A 16,653-nucleotide genomic window follows, 5' to 3' on the forward strand; every position below is an offset into this window, starting at 1 on the left:
CTTTCGCCACACTGCCGCCGTGCATTTCGTACAGTCCTGCGTGACCGGTTAATTGCGCAGGGTGGGACCATGGACGCCATTATTATAATCGCATCGTTCATCGGTCTGGCGGCACTTGCAGGCATCGTTTATCCATTCAGGCCCTTTCGAAAGCGGCTGTATGCGTTCTTGACGTTTTTTACCTGCTTCGTCGTTGTCGGCGTCGCGGCGCCGAAAGTGGACACGGACGGTATCACAGCGGCCACCGCAGCCGCTCGCGCGCCGACCGAGGTTGCCGACGGCGACCGGATCAAGATCCCGAGCGATCCAAAAGCCATGTATTTTGTGCTGGGGATCGACGGTCGGACAGACGGCCGCATCGAAATCACCACCCGGCGTGAAGGCCCGTCGGGGACCTCGTTTGCAATTCGTCTGGTGCAGTGCGAGCCGCTGTTGTTTGGCTATATCGCGGATGGCGACAGTCAGGCCGATCTTGTCCGCGAGCCTGCGCCCGAGATGACAGAGCTGGTTGACGGTTCGATCTCGGATGTGATTTCCAAGGCAGCCTGCGCTACCACCGTTGCTGTCGCGACCCCGCCTGTGAGGCAAATGGCATCCGACGCTGACGCGACCAAGAAGGCCGCCAAACAGATAAAACTCGAAGCAGAATTGCTGCAAGCTGTTGAATCAGGTCAGTGGACCGACGCCCGCACGGCATACCGGGATTTGATCAAAACAGGCTTTGCAAGCGAGGAAGTCAAGTCTGACCTTGAGGCGCGGATGCTCGCGCTGGTGCGGCCATTGCCGTCGAGTGCGCGCGAAACGAATCTGCAAGGATATCAATTTCTTGCGGAAGTCCGCCCGGAGAAAGCCGAATACATCGCCAAGATCGAAACCTACGAGGCCGCGATCAAGGCGGCACGACAGCGTGCCGTGACGTCCCTTCGAACCACGGAAGACAAGATTGAAGGTATCACGTGGTATCAGCACCCGAACGCGCCAAAGTATCTCAACAGCCGATCCACGGCGTATCTCTATATGGGCAAGAAAGGCGGCGCGGGCCGCCCGTGGTTGCGCATGAAGGTGCAATATACCGGCTCCGACTGGCTTTTCGTTACAAGCGTGACGGCGTGGCATGACGGAATAAAGGAGTCGCTGATCGCAGGCTCTTTTGAACGCGACAACAACACGAGCATCTGGGAGTGGATGGATGTGACCCCGGATGACGATCAGATCGAAGTCTTACGGTCGCTGGCAACTGCAAACGAAGCCATCCTGCGGTTTAACGGCGACCAATACCACAGGGATGTGACGCTTTCTTCCGGCGACAAAAAGGCGATCCGCGATATTCTTGACGCGCATGACGCCCTGCGCAACGGGCAGTGGTGAGGTGAACGCGTATCACCCGGTCGATATTTTCAGCCACATCCGGTGTCGCGGTCTGACTTGGTTACGGTCTGGCAGACATGGAGGCATCCGGAGCCCCTGAGTGCCCCCGATCAAAGCCTGCGCAAAACGTCCCGTGCAGGCGCCAACGCCTCACCTGTGGCCTCTCGAATTCGAATCGCACTGGAAATCCGCGCCCGGCTTGCTTAGAGATACACTCTGATCCAGGGGAGATGAGCCATGAACGATCTATTCAACAGTTTCATGACCGGGCCCGACGAAAAAGGCCGCTTTGGTCAGTTCGGCGGGCGGTTCGTGTCGGAAACGCTGATGCCGCTCATCCTGGAACTGGAAGAGCAGTACGAGCGCTCCAAGACCGATAAATCATTCTGGGACGAGATGGATTTCCTGTGGAAACATTACGTCGGCCGTCCCAGCCCGCTGTATCACGCCGAACGGCTGACGGAACATCTGGGCGGCGCCAAGGTGTATATGAAGCGTGACGAGCTGAACCACACCGGCGCGCACAAGATCAACAATGTGCTGGGGCAGATCATCCTCGCCCGTCGCATGGGCAAGACCCGGATCATCGCGGAAACTGGCGCCGGTCAGCACGGCGTTGCCACGGCCACCGTTTGCGCCAAGTTCGGCCTGAAATGCGTCGTCTACATGGGCGCGCATGATGTCGAACGTCAGCAGCCGAACGTCTTTCGCATGCGCCTGCTGGGGGCCGAGGTGATTCCGGTCACGTCGGGACGTGGGACGCTCAAGGACGCGATGAACGATGCGCTGCGCGACTGGGTAACCAACGTGCGCGATACCTTCTACTGCATTGGCACCGTGGCCGGCCCGCACCCGTATCCGGCTATGGTCCGCGATTTTCAAGCCATCATAGGCAAGGAAACCAAGGAACAAATGCACGAGGCCGAGGGCCGTCTGCCCGACACGCTGGTCGCAGCCATCGGTGGCGGATCGAACGCCATGGGGCTGTTCTTTCCCTTCCTCGACGACAAGGATGTGCAGATCATCGGGGTTGAAGCCGGCGGCAAAGGCGTGAATGCCAAGATGGAGCATTGCGCCTCGCTCACCGGCGGTCGTCCGGGTGTGCTGCACGGTAATCGTACCTATCTGTTGCAGGATGACGACGGACAGATTCTTGAGGGGTTCTCGATCTCTGCCGGTTTGGATTATCCGGGCATCGGGCCAGAACATTCCTGGCTGCACGACATCGGTCGGGCGGAATACGTCGCCATCACCGACGTCGAGGCGCTTGAGGCGTTTCAACTGTGTTGCGCGATGGAAGGGATCATTCCGGCACTGGAACCCAGCCACGCGCTGGCGCACGTAATGAAGATTGCGCCGACCCTGCCGCGCGACCATATCATTTGCATGAACATGTGTGGGCGCGGCGACAAAGACATCTATACCGTCGCCAAGGCGCTTGGCTTTGACATGAGTTGACGCCCACACGCAGCGCCGGGACACATCATTGCCTCGCCGACGCGCATGTGTCAGTCGAGGTTTTTTCTGCCTCATCTCTCATCCAGAGGTGCCTGATGTGAATCAGACGATAAGTCCTATATGGATAAGTTTTCCGGGAAATTCAGACCTCAAGTCTTTGATATTTACCCTATAGATATCATATTTTGTAAAGCTCAAGAATGTTCAAAGGCACGACATCCAGTGCCCGCTGGTGGGTCGCCGCGAGGTTGACGCCCGGTGCACAACCCTCGTCATGGGCCTGGAGGAACCGTCCGGCACAAAGGCACCAATGGTCGCCGGGCTTCAGTCCTGAAAACTGATACTGGGGCATCGGCGTCGTCAGATCGTTGCCGACATATTTGGAATAGGCAAGGAACTCGGCCGTCATCACGGCACAGACAGTGTGGCTGCCCTGATCGGCGGCACAGGTGTTGCACATCCCGTCGCGAAAGAACCCAGTGAGGGGGTCGGAAGAACAGCTTTGAAGATCGCCGCCGAGGGCATTGATTTGCGCATCTTTTTTCATGAGCGTGTTCCTTTGGTTATGGGTATCAGCGAAATCGGTCCGCCAGCCGTTGCAGCGGCGACCGAGGTTCTGGGGCGGGTTCCGATGTTTGGGACGATACAGGCAGGGGTTGGTCCGTCTTGGCCTGAACCTTGGTCCCACCGCCCGAGCGGGGCGGGGACACCCGCAAACCGACCGCGTTCAGGAAACCCGCGGCGTCGTCTGCGGCCAGTGCCTCGGAACCATCTGTCAGCCCACGCAACACGTCGTCGAGCCAGTCCTGATCCGCTTTGGCAAAATCATGCAGAACATAGCCCGCAACCAGTTCCTTGCGCCCAGGATGCCCAATGCCAAGGCGCACGCGTCGGTAAGCCTCGCCGATATGCCCATGGATCGACCGCAATCCGTTGTGACCTGCGTGACCACCGCCAACCTTGACCCGCACCTTGCCGGGGGCAAGGTCAAGCTCGTCGTGGAACACGGTAACATCACCGGGTTCGAGCTTGTAGAACCGCATCGCCTCGCCCACCGCCTGACCTGAGAGGTTCATGAAGGTTGCGGGTTTCAACAGCAACACTTTGTCACCGCCCAGCCGACCCTCGGCCACATGCCCCTGAAACCGCGCTTTCCACGGCTGGAACCCATGCGCATCGGCGATCCGGTCAACCGCCATGAACCCGATATTGTGCCGATTGGCGCTGTGCTGGCTGCCCGGATTGCCCAGGCCGACGAAAATTTTCATGGGAGCGTCCTCGCGTTCACCTCTTGGGTGGTCATTGGCAGAGATAGGCCGCATTTGGCACGGCTGCAACGCAAACGGCCCCGCCATCAAGGCAGGGCCGCATCAATCGCTTCGAATCGGGGACCTGAAATTAGGCCTCTTCCGCCTCGTCCACTTCCTCGTCGTCGTCAACACCAGCCGAGCGCAGGCCCGACGGAGCCGAGATGTTTGCAATCACAAAATCACGATCGATCGTTGGCTTTGCGCCTTCGGGCAGGGTCACGTTGGAAATCGTGACGGTGTCGCCGATGTCCAGACCAGTGAGGTCGACGGTGATGTGATCGGGGATATCCCCCGCCGTCACCATCAGCTCGACCTCGGGGCGAACAACGGTCAGAACGCCACCCTTCTTGATGCCGGGCGCGATGGCTTCGTTCTCAAAGTTCACGTGGATGAACAGGTTGATCTTGGACGTGCGGCGCAGGCGCATCAGGTCCAGATGGGTCGGCTGATCCTTGACCACGTCGCGCTGCACGTTGCGGCAGATCACGCGCACGTCCTCGTGGCCTTCAACCTTGAGGTTGAAAAGCGTCGAAAGAAAACGACCGGCCTTCAGCCGCTTGAGCAGGGTGTTGTACGGAATGTTGATCGACAGCGGCTCAGCACCGCCACCGTAAACGATACCCGGAACAAGGTTGTCGCGACGTGCCTGACGAGCGGCGCCCTTGCCTGTCCCCGTCCGGACTTGTGCTTCGAGATCAGGAATCTCTCCAGCCATATTGGTCTCTCCTGGTTAGGGCGGGGCTCCTCCAAGGCTGTAGCCCCGCGTGAACGTCGCGCGATAAACCGGATTGGCCCATATAGCAAGGCGTTTAAGGCTGCCCGCAATGGGCAGTGAACGAAAACCCATCACCGTATTTTTGCCGAAAGATGACGGGGGGTGCGACCAAACGCACGCCAAGTCACCCCGTACGGTTCTGTGGCGGCGCGGCCCAAGTCTTCTTCTCTTCAAAAATACGCAAAGAATCCAACCTCTGCTCCAGGCGCAACATCCAGAGATTTATTGCCAGCGCCCTTCAAAGCCCTCTGGGACCAATAGGATATCGCGGTCGAGCCCCTTGACATCACGCCGTCCGCACAAAGCCATGGTCAGGTCCAGTTCTTTGTGGATAATTTTCAGTGCGTCGCTTACGCCTTGCTGGCCATTGGCGCCCAGACCGTAAACATAGGCGCGGCCGATGTAGGTCCCCTTGGCCCCCATTGCCAACGCCTTGAGAACGTCTTGGCCCGAGCGGATACCCGAATCGAGGTGCACCTCGATCTTGTCACCAACCGCGTCGAGAATGGCGGGTAGCGCCCGGATTGAACTCAGCGCACCGTCCAGCTGTCGGCCGCCGTGGTTTGACACGATGATGGCATCTGCACCGACGTTCAGCGCCTCCAGCGCGTCACGCGGGTCCATGATCCCCTTGATGATCAGCGGTCCGTCCCACATCTTGCGGAATTGCCGGATCCGGTCCCAGTCCAGCGACTGATCAAAGCTTTCGTTGGTCCAATTTCCCAGCGATGAGGGGTCCGAAACCCCCTTGGCGTGGCCAACAATGTTGCCAAAGAACCGTCGTTTGGTCCGCAGCATCCCCAGGCCCCAGTGTACCTTGGTCATCATGTTGGCCACGGATTTTGCTGTCAGCTTGGGCGGGGCTGACAGCCCGTTCTTCAAATCTTTGTGTCGTTGGCCAAGCAATTGCAGATCCACCGTGATCACAGCAGCCGAGCATTTCGCCGCCTTGGCCCGGTCAAACAGCCGCTGCATGAAGTCGTCGTCCTTGAGCGTGTAGACCTGCATCCAGAACGGCTTGTCGGTGTTGGCGGCGACATCCTCGATCGAACAGATCGACATGGTACTGAGGATGTAGGGCACGCCGAATTGTTCGGCAGCTCGGGCGGCTTTGATCTCGCCGTCGTAGTGCTGCATGCCGGTTAGGCCGACGGGGGCCAGTCCGACGGGCATTGCCACGTCTTGTCCAATCATCGTGCTGGCAGTCGAGCGGCCCGCCATATCTGTCGCGACCCGCTGGCGCAGGTAAATGTCATTAAAGTCAGAAACGTTGTTGCGAAAGGTTTGTTCCGACCAGCTGCCCGATTCCGTGTAGTCATAGAACATCTTGGGGACACGGCGGCGGTAAATCCGCTTGAGGTCGTCAATCTCGGTGATAACGGGCATGGGCCGGTCCTTTCGCGCGGGGATTGGTCAGGTTTGAGTACCAATGCCGACGCAACCGGGCAATGGGTCAAATGCGACCGAGGGAACTTGAAGCCAGAGAGACGTTGCTATTGTGAGTCAGGCATATCGAATGCGTTGCAAACCGAACACAAAGACAATTGCTGTCACTGTGATCGGCTCTGCATACGCCCGCCGGGCATGGGCAAAACTACTGGCCTTAGGACGTGGCGCGTTCTACCCCGGCGTCGATGGCGGCGCGAAGTTTACGCTCAAGCATCTTCTGCTTCGACACGGTGTGGTATTTCAGGCCGAACATATCCTTGACGTAGAAGCTGTCGACCACCTGTTCACCATAGGTCGCGATCACGGCCGAGGCGATGTAGACGTGGCTCGCCGCGAGGGTGCGGGTCAGGTCATACAGCAGGCCGGGGCGGTCGCGGGTATCCACCTCGATGATGGTATAAATCTCGGATCCGTCGTTGTCGAAGATGATCGAAGTTGGCACCTTGAAAGCGCGTTCGCGTTTCTTGAGCTTGTCCTTGGAGCGCATCAGGTCGTTCGATCCCAATTCTCCGCGCAGCGCCTTGCCAATCACGTCACGCAGGCGGGGCAGGCGAATGGCGTCGTAGGGTGATCCGTCACCGTCCTGAATCCAGAAGGCGGCGGTGGCGAAGCCATCTTTTGATGTATAGGTGCGGGCGTCCACGACATTTGCACCCGCCAACGACACGGCGCCGGCCAGACGTGAGAATATGCCGGGATGATCATCCAGCGCGAAACAGACACGGGTTGCATCGCGCTCTTCGTCGGGGTGGATGTCGATGCCGATCTCACCGGGGCCGATGTCGCGCAACAGACGGGCAAACACCACATGTGCGGTGACATGCAACCCCTGCCAATACGGCGGATAGTGACGGGCTTTTTCTGTGCGCAGGTCCTTGGCGTCCCAATCCGAGAGCGCTTCGCGCAGCAGAGTCTTGGCCTCGGCGCCGCGACGTTCGCGGTTCAGTGCCTCCATACCGTTTTCCAAACCGTCGCGGGTCTGACGGTAGAGCGCACGCAGCAATGCGGCCTTCCAGTTGTTCCAGGTGCCGGGGCCAACGCCACGAATGTCACAAACCGTCAGCAGCAGCAGCAGGTCGAGCCGCTCGCGAGTCTGCACCGCTTTGGCGAAATCGCGCACTGTGCGGGGGTCGGCGATGTCGCGTTTCTGCGCCATATCGGACATCAGCAGGTGGTGGCGGACCAGCCATTCGACGGTGGCGCTGTCCTTGGCGCTCAGGCCAAGGCGGGGGGCCACCCTGCGGGCGATCTGGGCGCCTAGGATCGAATGATCCTCGTCCCGGCCTTTCCCGATGTCATGCAGCAACATCGCGACGTACAGCACCTTGCGGTTGATGCCCTCTTTCAGAATCAGAGATGCGACGGGCAGCTCTTCGACCAGCTGGCAATTTTCGATCTCGGAGAGGTTCCAGATGCACTGAATCGTATGCTCGTCGACTGTGTAGTGGTGGTACATGTTGAACTGCATCATTGCGACGATCAGTTCGAATTCGGGTATAAAGGCGCCGAGCACACCCAGTTCGTTCATCCGGCGCAGGGCACGGTCGGGATTGCCATGTTTCAGCAACAGATCGAGAAAGATCTGCTGCGCCTCTTTTGACTGACGCATGTCTTCGTCGATCAGTTTCAGGTTCGCAACGATCAGCCGCATGGCGTCGGGATGGATCAGCAGACCGGTGCGCAGTGCCTCTTGAAAAATCCGCAGCAGGTTCATCTTGTCTGCCAGAAAAGCCTTTTCGTTTAACGGGTTGATGCGCCCATTAATGACCTGATAGCCATCGCCGACCTTGGGTGGCCGGCGATTGAAAAAGCGTGCCAGCAGGGGGGCGTCTTTGATATGTTCGGCTTCGAGCGAGGTCAGGAAAATACGCGTCAGATCGCCAACGGCCGTGGCGTGGCGAAAATACTCGTGCATAAAGATTTCCACCGCGCGGCGGCTGCCACGGTCGGTGTAGCCCATCGCTTCGGCAACGGCGACCTGCATGTCAAATGTCAGTTGCTCCATCGCGCGCCCGGCGATCAGGTGCAGGTGGCAGCGCACCGACCATAGAAAGTTCTCGGCCTTGACGAATGTGTTGTATTCCTCGGGGCGAAACACGCCGAGGCGCATCATTTCGCCGATATCGTCGGTGTGGTGAATGTATTTGGTGATCCAGAACAGCGATTGCAGGTCGCGCAGGCCGCCTTTGCCTTCTTTGACGTTGGGTTCGACCACATATCGCTGGCCGCCCTGCTTTTCGTGGCGCGCGTCACGCTCGGCCAGCTTGGCGGTGACAAAATCGCGGATGGTGCCGGTGAACAGCTCGTTCCAGAGCCGCGCGTCGAGATCCTGCGCCAGCGCGGCTTCGCCGATCAGGAACCGGTGCTCCAGCATGGCTGTACGGATGGTATAATCCTCGGCCCCGAGGCGCAGACAATCCTTGACGGTGCGCGAGGCATGGCCGACCTTGAGCTTGAGATCCCACAGGATGTAGAGCATCGATTCAATCACGCTCTCGGCCCAGGCGGTGATCTTGTAGGGCGTCAGGAACAGCAGATCGACATCGGACTGCGGGGCCATCTCACCGCGGCCATATCCGCCAACCGCGATCACGGCGATCTGTTCGCCCTTGGTCGGGTTCGACAGGGGGTGCAGCTGTTTGATTGCCACTTCCCAGGTCAGGGTGACAAGGCAATCGGTAATCCAGGTGTATGAGCGGGTCGCGGGACCGGCGGCAAAGGGCCGCTGGGCGAATCTTTTGGCGATTTCAATCCGTCCGTCGTCGCGCGCGTCACCAAGGATCTGCACACATGCAGCGCGCACGCTGCGTTCGTCCGTCGCCCCTTGGATTGCATTCCAGAGCGTCTTGCGGATGGCGGTACGGTCGAAAATGGCTTCTGCCGGAGCGATCAGATCGTCCGGCAGCACCGTTGCGTCGAAAACATCAGAATCCGGCGCCGCCGAAGCTTCTTGGGGCAGGGTCAAGAATCACCACCTGGTTGTTGCGTACAGTCGCGACTGCCAGGGCACGCTGGTTTGTGCCGTCAGCCAGCAGACGGAATACACCGCCTGTCCCCTGGAAACCAGCGGATTGCGTCAATGCCTTTGCAGTCAGTGCATCCTTGCGCCCGGCTTTGACCAACGCGCCGATGGCGGCGATGCCGTCAAACGCCAACCCGCCCAGGTTATGCGGCTGCGATCCGTAGGCCTGAGCGTAGCGGGCGCTGAAGTTCTGCGCCATGCTGGTATCGGGCATCGCGAAATAGCTGCCGTTGATGCCGGGCAGGTGGAACCCGTCCGAACGAATGTCCCAGCGGGTCAGGCCGATGTATTGCGTGCTTGCGGGGCTGATGCCCTGTTCGGGCGCCAGCTGCAGCACAACGGACAGGCCGCCGTCCCAATCATCAGTCAGAAAAATGGATTGGGCCGCGCCGCTGTCGACCAACCCTTTGACCCGGCCGACGGCAGCCGTCAGGCTTTCGGTATTGAGCGCATAGGCTTCGGCCCCGACGACCGTTGCGCCTGTGCGCGCGGCGGCCGTGGTGATCGCGTTGCGTGCGACCTGTCCCGGCACGTTGTCTGTATAGAGCACGGCAACATCGCCTTTGCCCTGGCTGCGTGCATAGCTGAGCAGCCGGGTGGCGGTGTTGTCAAACGTCGACCCAAGGACAAAGACGTTGCCGCCCGCAATCGCGGTGTTGTTGGAGAAGCTGAGCACGTTGATACCTTCGTCAGCGACAGCAACCCCGGCGGCGTTGGCGGCATTCTGAAACAGCGGGCCAAGGATGATCTTTGCACCTTCGTCAACGGCACGCTGGGCTTGCGCTGCGGCGGTGTCGGCCTGACCGGCGGTGTCATAGACGCGCAGATCAATGTTGACGCCGCCAAGGTCTGCGATGGCCAGCCGCGCAGCATTTTCAAGGCTGCGCGCCACCGAGGCGGCACCGGGATCCGACTTTGGAACCAGTAGGGCGACCTGAACCGGCGCATTCGGGTTTATCGACGGTCCGCCGCCCGATGATCCGAGATCGGACAGGCCTATCGGAGCGCAGGCGGTCAGAACCGCGACAGAGGCGATTCCGGCGACGCGGCGCAACACCTTGCGGGCAGGGGACAAAACAGCAAACATGGCGGGCAACTCCCTCGTTGATGGGCGCGGGTCAGTGCCGCGCATCTTTGCGGGCAATCATAGACAAGCCAGAGGACGGGTCCAGAGATGAATTGGCAAACGGGCAGATTGACGCCGGGGCTGTATCTGGTGGCGACACCCATTGGCAACGCACGCGACATCACGCTGCGCGGCCTTGATATTCTGGCAAGCGCCGATGTGCTGGCTGCCGAAGATACGCGCAGCTTGCGGCGGCTGCTGGAAATTCATGGGGTGGCGCTGAGCGACCGCCCTTTGCTGGCCTATCACGATCACAACGGCGCCCGGATGCGGCCGCGCATCCTGAGTGAGCTGGAGGCAGGCCGATCGGTAGCCTATGCGTCCGAAGCAGGCACCCCGATGATTTCAGACCCAGGGTTTGATCTAATGCGGGCGGCGGTAGCCGATGGATACGCCGCGACCTCTGCGCCCGGCGCTTCGGCTGTGGTGACGGCGCTGACGCTGGCGGGACTGCCCACCGATCGATTCCTGTTCGCGGGTTTCCTGCCCAATGCCACCGGTGCTCGCAAGACGGCACTGCATGGGTTGCGTGACGTAAAGGCCACGCTGGCATTTTACGAATCCCCTAAGCGGGTGGCGGCGATGCTGGCTGACGCGGTCGAGGTGCTCGGTCGGGATCGCGGGGCTGCCGTCTGCCGTGAACTGACCAAAAAATTCGAGGAATGCCGCCGCGGCACGCTCGCCAGCCTAGCCGAAGCCCTGGCAGGTGAAAACGTACGGGGCGAGATTGTCGTTTTGATCGGGCAGGGGGAAAAGGAGAATATTAGTGAATCAGAAATAGATCGTATGTTAGACGATTCCCTGAAAACGATGTCAGTGCGGGATGCGGCAGACTTTGTGTCGCGTATGTATGATTTGCCGCGTAGGCCAATCTATCAGCGCGCGATGAGCCTGAGTCGCGACCGATCCGATCCACAGGATTAGGTTGCGCCAGATGGCGTATGAGACTGGGACTGGCAAATGGTAATGATTGGTGATCGAAGGGAACAGATGATGGCAAGACCAGCACATGCACGATCAGGACGGATGGGCTATCAGGCCGGTATGGCGGCGGAGTTGAGGATCGCACAGGATTATGAACGGCGTGGATTTCCGGTCACCGGTCAGCGCTGGCGTGGCACACTGGGTGAGATTGATCTGATTGCGCAGGATGGCGAGGGGCTGATCTTTGTTGAGGTCAAGCAGAGCCGCAGTTTTGCGCGCGCCGCTGAACGGTTGTCGGCTGCGCAGATGCGACGCATCTATGCCTCGGCTGAGGAATATCTGGGCACCCAGCCCAAGGGCCAGCTCACGCCTGTACGGTTCGACGTGGCGCTCGTGGATGGCATTGGCGCCGTGCAGGTGATCGAAAACGCCTTTGGTCAGCTCTAGGCAGGCATTGCACCGCCGTGTTGCTTGGGCCATGTATCTGGGGCGCAAGAGTGGGGAACGCAATGAAGATCGCCTTTCAGATGGACCCGATCGGTCCGGTCAACATCAATGCCGATAGCACCTTTCGACTGGCCGAAGAAGCGCAGGCGCGCGGTCATAGCCTGTTCTATTACACGCCGGATTACTTGGCGTTTGACGAAGGGCAGATCACGGCGCGCGGGCACACGCTGAAGGTTCAGCGCGTGCCCGGAGATCATGCAATTCTGGGCGATCTGGAGACGGTCAATCTGGCTGATTTCGATGTGGTCTGGCTGCGGCAGGATCCTCCTTTTGATATGCATTATATCACCACGACCCATCTTTTAGACCGGTTGAGCCCCGGGACATTAGTGGTTAACGATCCGTTCTGGGTTCGGAATTTCCCTGAAAAACTGCTTGTGCTTGATTTCCCCGACCTCACGCCACCGACTACGATCGCCCGCGACTTGGAGACGATTCGCGCCTTCAAGGCCAAGCATGGTGACGTGATCCTGAAACCGCTTTATGGCAATGGCGGTGCTGGGGTGTTCCGGTTGGACGTCAATGATCGGAATCTTAGTTCGCTGCATGAATTGTTCACTGGCTTCAGTCGCGAGCCGCTGATCGTGCAAAAATACCTGCCGGCGGTTAGCAAGGGGGACAAGCGAGTAATTCTGGTCGATGGGGAGCCTGTGGGGGCGATCAACCGCGTGCCGGCCGCAGGCGAGGTCCGGTCCAACATGCATGTTGGCGGGAGACCCGAAAAGGTCGCATTGACCGAGCGGGATCGCGAAATTTGTGCTGCAATCGGACCGATCCTCAAGGAAAAGGGCCAGATCTTTGTCGGTATCGATGTCATCGGCGACTATCTGACCGAGATCAACGTGACATCCCCCACGGGTATCCAGGAACTTGAGCGCTTTGATGGGACTAATGTTGCTGCACAGATATGGGAGGCGGTAGAAGCCCGCCGCGCATGAGCAGTTGGCGTCTTCCGATGCAATTGCGGTTGATCGTCAAGCTAGAACCCAATTTAGCGCGCAGTCCGAGCAGGAGTGTCGCGACTTTTACCAGTATCGCGCGCCGAATTGAGCGCCATTCAGCATGTATCAGGCATCAAATATGGTCCGACGGGTTGCACTGTACGAGTGCGTCAGATTACGCGCTGCGACGGAACTTGGTTTATTTCCTTGGCGGGCGAATCTGCGGCGGATTTGGGCGTAATCGCGCGGGTATCAATGGCGTCGGGGAGTGAGATTTGCGCATTGGTTGCTCGATTAACGCAAGGATCGCCAAGCTTCGCAGCTTTTGACGATGTGGTTGTGGCCAAGCGTTCCTCACTTATACTGGGTCTGATGAAGTGGTAACTGAGGGACCGTCTTCTATCCGTCGTGCACGCCCTCAAATGCGGCTTCGAGCGCAATTTGCACCATGCTGCCAAAGCTCTTTTCCCGGTCGGAGGCGGGCAGAGCCTCTTGGGTGATCAGGTGGTCCGACACGGTCAGAACCGCAAGCGCACGCACCCCATGCCGCGCCGCGAGATTGTAGAGCTCGGCGGCCTCCATCTCGACCCCCAGAATACTATGGCGGATCATTAGTTCGTTCAGGTCGGGCCGTTCGTCATAGAACACATCTGCGGAATAGATTCCGCCGACATGGAGCGGCACACCTCGGACGGTGGCAGCGGCATGGGCCGCACTCAGAAGCGACCAGTCGGCGCAGGGGGCAAAATTCAGCTCGCGAAAGATTCCCCGTGACGGGGTCGAGATCGAGCTGGCGGTCATGGCAAGGATCACATCGCGGATCTTCACCTGCGGCTGCATCCCGCCGCAAGACCCGATGCGGATCAAGGTCCGCGCGCCATAGTCGCGAATCAATTCATTGGCATAGATCGACAGCGAGGGCATACCCATGCCCGAGCCCTGGATTGTCACAGGCTGACCGCGCCAGGTGCCAGTGTAGCCCAGCATGCCGCGCACGTCATTCACCAGCTTCACATCATCAAGAAAGGTCTCGGCTGCCCAGCGGGCGCGATAGGGGTCCCCCGGAAGCAGGACCGTTTCGGCAATGTCTCCGGGATTGGCTCCGATGTGGATGGTCATGGCAGGCTCCGTTCAAAAGTAATCCGCGCGTGTCAGTATTGCACAGATATTACCGCCCCAGCCAAGTTAGATTGGCGGTCGTTTCAGGTGCGGTCACATCAAAACGGGTATGGCGAATTCCGAAAAATACCCGAAAAAGAAAAAGCACCACCGCATTTTCTGCAGCGGTGCTAATTTCCTAAGCGGCCAAAGCCGTTCAGATTGTCATGTCGTCAAGAGACTTTCCAGCGGCAAGTGCCTCGATTACCCAATTCGGCTTGCGGCCACGACCAGTCCAGGTCTGACTGCTGTCTGCCGGATTGGCGTATTTCGGTGCACTCTTGCTGCCTTTGCCGGAGCTCCCCAAAAGCTCGTCCAGCGAAAACCCGTATTCCTTGGCCGCGTGTTCAGCGGCTTTTTTTGCCTCTGCCTTGCGACGGGAATCAATGGTTTTAAGCGCTTTTTCGACATTAGACTTAAGTTGTTTCAGGTCGTCTTTAGATAGTGTTTCCAGGTCAATTTGCATAGTTACCTCCGTGAGTGAGGATGTTTTGTAAAAAAAATACCATCTTTACAAGGACTGTTTTGTGTCGAACGGGTGCCATAGGTGAAAGTACGCCAATGCCGACATGACGAATAGAGATTCCGGCATTGGCGTACTTATTCCGGCCTACAAATATTAGGCGGCTGCGATCGAATTGGCGTCCACCAGTGTTACGATGTCTTGCATGATAACATTCAATTCAAAGTGCTTGGGCGTATAGATCTTGGCGACGCCCATTGCGCTCAGTCGCTTTGCATCGTCGTCAGGGATGATGCCTCCGACAATGACCGGAATATGGCCCAGTCCCGCGTCGCGTAGGCGGGTCATCATGTCTTCGACCAGTGGAATATGGCTACCCGACAGGATCGAGAGTCCAACAACGTGTGCGCCATTTTTCGCAGCATTTACAATCTCTTCCGGCGTTAGGCGGATGCCTTCGTAATCGATTTCCATGCCGCAGTCACGGGCGCGGAAGGCGATTTGTTCGGCGCCATTCGAATGTCCGTCTAGGCCCGGCTTGCCAACCAGAAACCGCAGGCGCCGGCCCAATCGGTCGCTCACCGCATCGACAGCGGCGCGGATATCGTCGAGCCCCTCAGTGCGGTTGCTGACCGAACGCGACACTCCGGTCGGACCACGGTATTCACCGTAAACATTGCGCATCTGAGCGGCCCATTCTCCGGTGGTAACCCCTGCCTTGGCGCAGGCGATGGATGGTGGCATGACGTTACGTCCTTCGCGGGCGGCGGCGCGCAGTTCGGCCAAAGCGGCCTCGGCCTTTGGGCCGTCCCGTTCGGTGCGCCAGGCGTTCAGCCGGTTGATCTGCTCTTGTTCAACAGCCGGATCAACCACCATGATTCCGCCGTCTTCGGTTGCCAGCGGCGAAGGTTCAGTCGAAGTGAAACGGTTTACGCCGATCACGATTGTTTCGTTGCGCTCAATCCGATTCAGTCGTTCGGCGTTGCTGTCTACCAGGCGCGCTTTCATATAGTCGATGGCACCGATGGCACCGCCCATGCTGTCAAGGTTGGCAAGTTCTGCGCGTGCGCCATCTTTCAGCGCCTCGACTTTGCGGTCCACGGCGGGGTTGCCGTCAAACAGATCGTCATATTCCAACAGATCTGTTTCATAGGCCATGATCTGTTGCATCCGCATCGACCATTGCTGGTCCCAGGGGCGGGGCAGGCCAAGGGCTTCGTTCCAGGCGGGCAATTGCACCGCGCGGGCGCGAGCGTTCTTTGACAGGGTCACCGCCAGCATTTCGATCAGAATGCGGTAGACGTTGTTTTCGGGTTGCTGTTCGGTCAGGCCCAGAGAATTGACCTGAACACCGTAGCGAAAGCGGCGGTATTTCGGGTCGGAGATCCCAAACCGGTCCCGCAGGATTTCGTCCCAGAGATCGACAAAGGCGCGCATCTTGCACATCTCGGTGACAAAGCGGATGCCCGCATTTACAAAGAATGAAATCCGCGCGGCAAGCGCCGGAAAATCCGCCTCTGGCACTCGGGGTTTCAATTCGTCTAGCACAGCAACCGCCGTTGCCAACGCGAAGGCCAGTTCCTGTTCCGGCGTCGCGCCGGCCTCTTGCAAGTGATAGGAACAGACGTTCATCGGGTTCCATTTCGGCACGTGAGTATAGCAGTACTCGGCCACGTCACCGATCATTTTCAGGCTGGGATTTGGCGGGCAGATATAGGTGCCGCGGGACAGGTATTCCTTGATCAGGTCATTCTGCACCGTGCCCTGAAGCGCGGCGATATCTGCGCCCTGTTCTTCGGCTACGGCGATATACAATGCCAGCAGCCAGGGCGCTGTGGCGTTGATCGTCATCGAAGTGTTCATTTGATCCAGCGGAATCTGATCGAACAGTGCGCGCATATCACCCAGATGGCAGACTGGCACGCCAACCTTACCGACTTCGCCGCGCGCAAGGATATGATCGCTGTCATATCCCGTCTGTGTCGGCAGGTCGAAGGCGACCGACAGGCCGGTCTGCCCCTTGGCCAGGTTCCCACGATAAAGCGCGTTCGAAGCCTTGGCAGTCGAATGGCCGGCGTAGGTGCGGATCAGCCAGGGCTTGTCTCTGTGTGTCTCGGTCATCGTGCCCTCGTGAATCGGGTTGAAATTTTAT

Annotated in this window: 14 protein-coding genes; 5 read left to right on the top strand and 9 right to left on the bottom strand. The window is 58.9% G+C overall.

Annotation, left to right across the window (positions count from 1 at the left end; all coding sequences use genetic code 11):
- Window positions 1-69 precede the first annotated feature (69 nt).
- Together IMCC21224_RS26375 and trpB are read left to right on the top strand one after the other, a co-directional pair.
- Window positions 70-1,368, top strand: a complete 1,299-nt coding sequence (locus IMCC21224_RS26375; protein ID WP_053078889.1) for a hypothetical protein — start codon at window positions 70-72, stop codon at window positions 1,366-1,368.
- A 237-nt stretch (window positions 1,369-1,605) separates the two neighbouring features.
- On the top strand, window positions 1,606-2,826 hold the full coding sequence (gene trpB, locus IMCC21224_RS04265) for a tryptophan synthase subunit beta (RefSeq protein WP_047994288.1): 1,221 nt from the start codon (window positions 1,606-1,608) through the stop codon (window positions 2,824-2,826).
- 178 nt (window positions 2,827-3,004) lie between these two features.
- Here trpB and IMCC21224_RS04270 read toward each other — a convergent pair whose 3' ends face one another.
- The 6 genes from IMCC21224_RS04270 to IMCC21224_RS04295 all read right to left on the bottom strand — a co-directional run bounded on the left by IMCC21224_RS04270 (window position 3,005) and on the right by IMCC21224_RS04295 (window position 10,469).
- Window positions 3,005-3,373: a DUF2237 family protein gene (locus IMCC21224_RS04270; protein WP_047994289.1), complete on the bottom strand. Its 369-nt coding sequence runs from the start codon at window positions 3,371-3,373 to the stop codon at window positions 3,005-3,007.
- 25 nt (window positions 3,374-3,398) lie between these two features.
- On the bottom strand, window positions 3,399-4,094 hold the full coding sequence (gene pth / locus IMCC21224_RS04275; protein ID WP_047994290.1) for an aminoacyl-tRNA hydrolase: 696 nt from the start codon (window positions 4,092-4,094) through the stop codon (window positions 3,399-3,401).
- Between the two features lie 130 nt (window positions 4,095-4,224).
- Window positions 4,225-4,851, bottom strand: coding sequence for a 50S ribosomal protein L25/general stress protein Ctc (locus IMCC21224_RS04280; RefSeq protein WP_047994291.1), 627 nt, complete (start codon window positions 4,849-4,851; stop codon window positions 4,225-4,227).
- 282 nt (window positions 4,852-5,133) lie between these two features.
- Window positions 5,134-6,297, bottom strand: a complete 1,164-nt coding sequence (locus IMCC21224_RS04285) for an alpha-hydroxy acid oxidase (RefSeq protein WP_047994292.1) — start codon at window positions 6,295-6,297, stop codon at window positions 5,134-5,136.
- Window positions 6,298-6,514: 217 nt separating this feature from the next.
- Window positions 6,515-9,325: a [protein-PII] uridylyltransferase gene (locus IMCC21224_RS04290; protein WP_082135131.1), complete on the bottom strand. Its 2,811-nt coding sequence runs from the start codon at window positions 9,323-9,325 to the stop codon at window positions 6,515-6,517.
- On the bottom strand, window positions 9,285-10,469 hold the full coding sequence (locus IMCC21224_RS04295; protein WP_047994293.1) for a penicillin-binding protein activator: 1,185 nt from the start codon (window positions 10,467-10,469) through the stop codon (window positions 9,285-9,287). Before IMCC21224_RS04295 ends, IMCC21224_RS04290 begins: the two co-directional genes overlap by 41 nt.
- Before the next feature lie 87 nt (window positions 10,470-10,556).
- On the opposite strand from IMCC21224_RS04295, the gene rsmI reads away from it, so the two are divergent.
- From rsmI to gshB, 3 genes are all read left to right on the top strand, one after another.
- Entirely contained in the window at window positions 10,557-11,432 is an 876-nt protein-coding gene (gene rsmI, locus IMCC21224_RS04300; protein ID WP_047994294.1) for a 16S rRNA (cytidine(1402)-2'-O)-methyltransferase, read from the top strand.
- Between the two features lie 69 nt (window positions 11,433-11,501).
- Complete coding sequence (locus IMCC21224_RS04305; protein WP_047996862.1) at window positions 11,502-11,879, top strand: YraN family protein; 378 nt, start codon at window positions 11,502-11,504, stop codon at window positions 11,877-11,879.
- Window positions 11,880-11,941: 62 nt separating this feature from the next.
- Window positions 11,942-12,877, top strand: a complete 936-nt coding sequence (gene gshB / locus IMCC21224_RS04310; RefSeq protein ID WP_047994295.1) for a glutathione synthase — start codon at window positions 11,942-11,944, stop codon at window positions 12,875-12,877.
- Between the two features lie 402 nt (window positions 12,878-13,279).
- Here gshB and deoD read toward each other — a convergent pair whose 3' ends face one another.
- The 3 genes from deoD to IMCC21224_RS04325 form a co-directional block, all read right to left on the bottom strand.
- Complete coding sequence (gene deoD / locus IMCC21224_RS04315; protein ID WP_047994296.1) at window positions 13,280-13,999, bottom strand: purine-nucleoside phosphorylase; 720 nt, start codon at window positions 13,997-13,999, stop codon at window positions 13,280-13,282.
- Between the two features lie 196 nt (window positions 14,000-14,195).
- Window positions 14,196-14,504, bottom strand: coding sequence for an H-NS family nucleoid-associated regulatory protein (locus IMCC21224_RS04320; RefSeq protein ID WP_047994297.1), 309 nt, complete (start codon window positions 14,502-14,504; stop codon window positions 14,196-14,198).
- 153 nt (window positions 14,505-14,657) lie between these two features.
- Window positions 14,658-16,637: a protein meaA gene (locus IMCC21224_RS04325; protein ID WP_255348000.1), complete on the bottom strand. Its 1,980-nt coding sequence runs from the start codon at window positions 16,635-16,637 to the stop codon at window positions 14,658-14,660.
- Window positions 16,638-16,653: the final 16 nt, after the last annotated feature.

It is taken from the genome of Puniceibacterium sp. IMCC21224 (genome assembly GCF_001038505.1).
Lineage (GTDB): Bacteria > Pseudomonadota > Alphaproteobacteria > Rhodobacterales > Rhodobacteraceae > Puniceibacterium.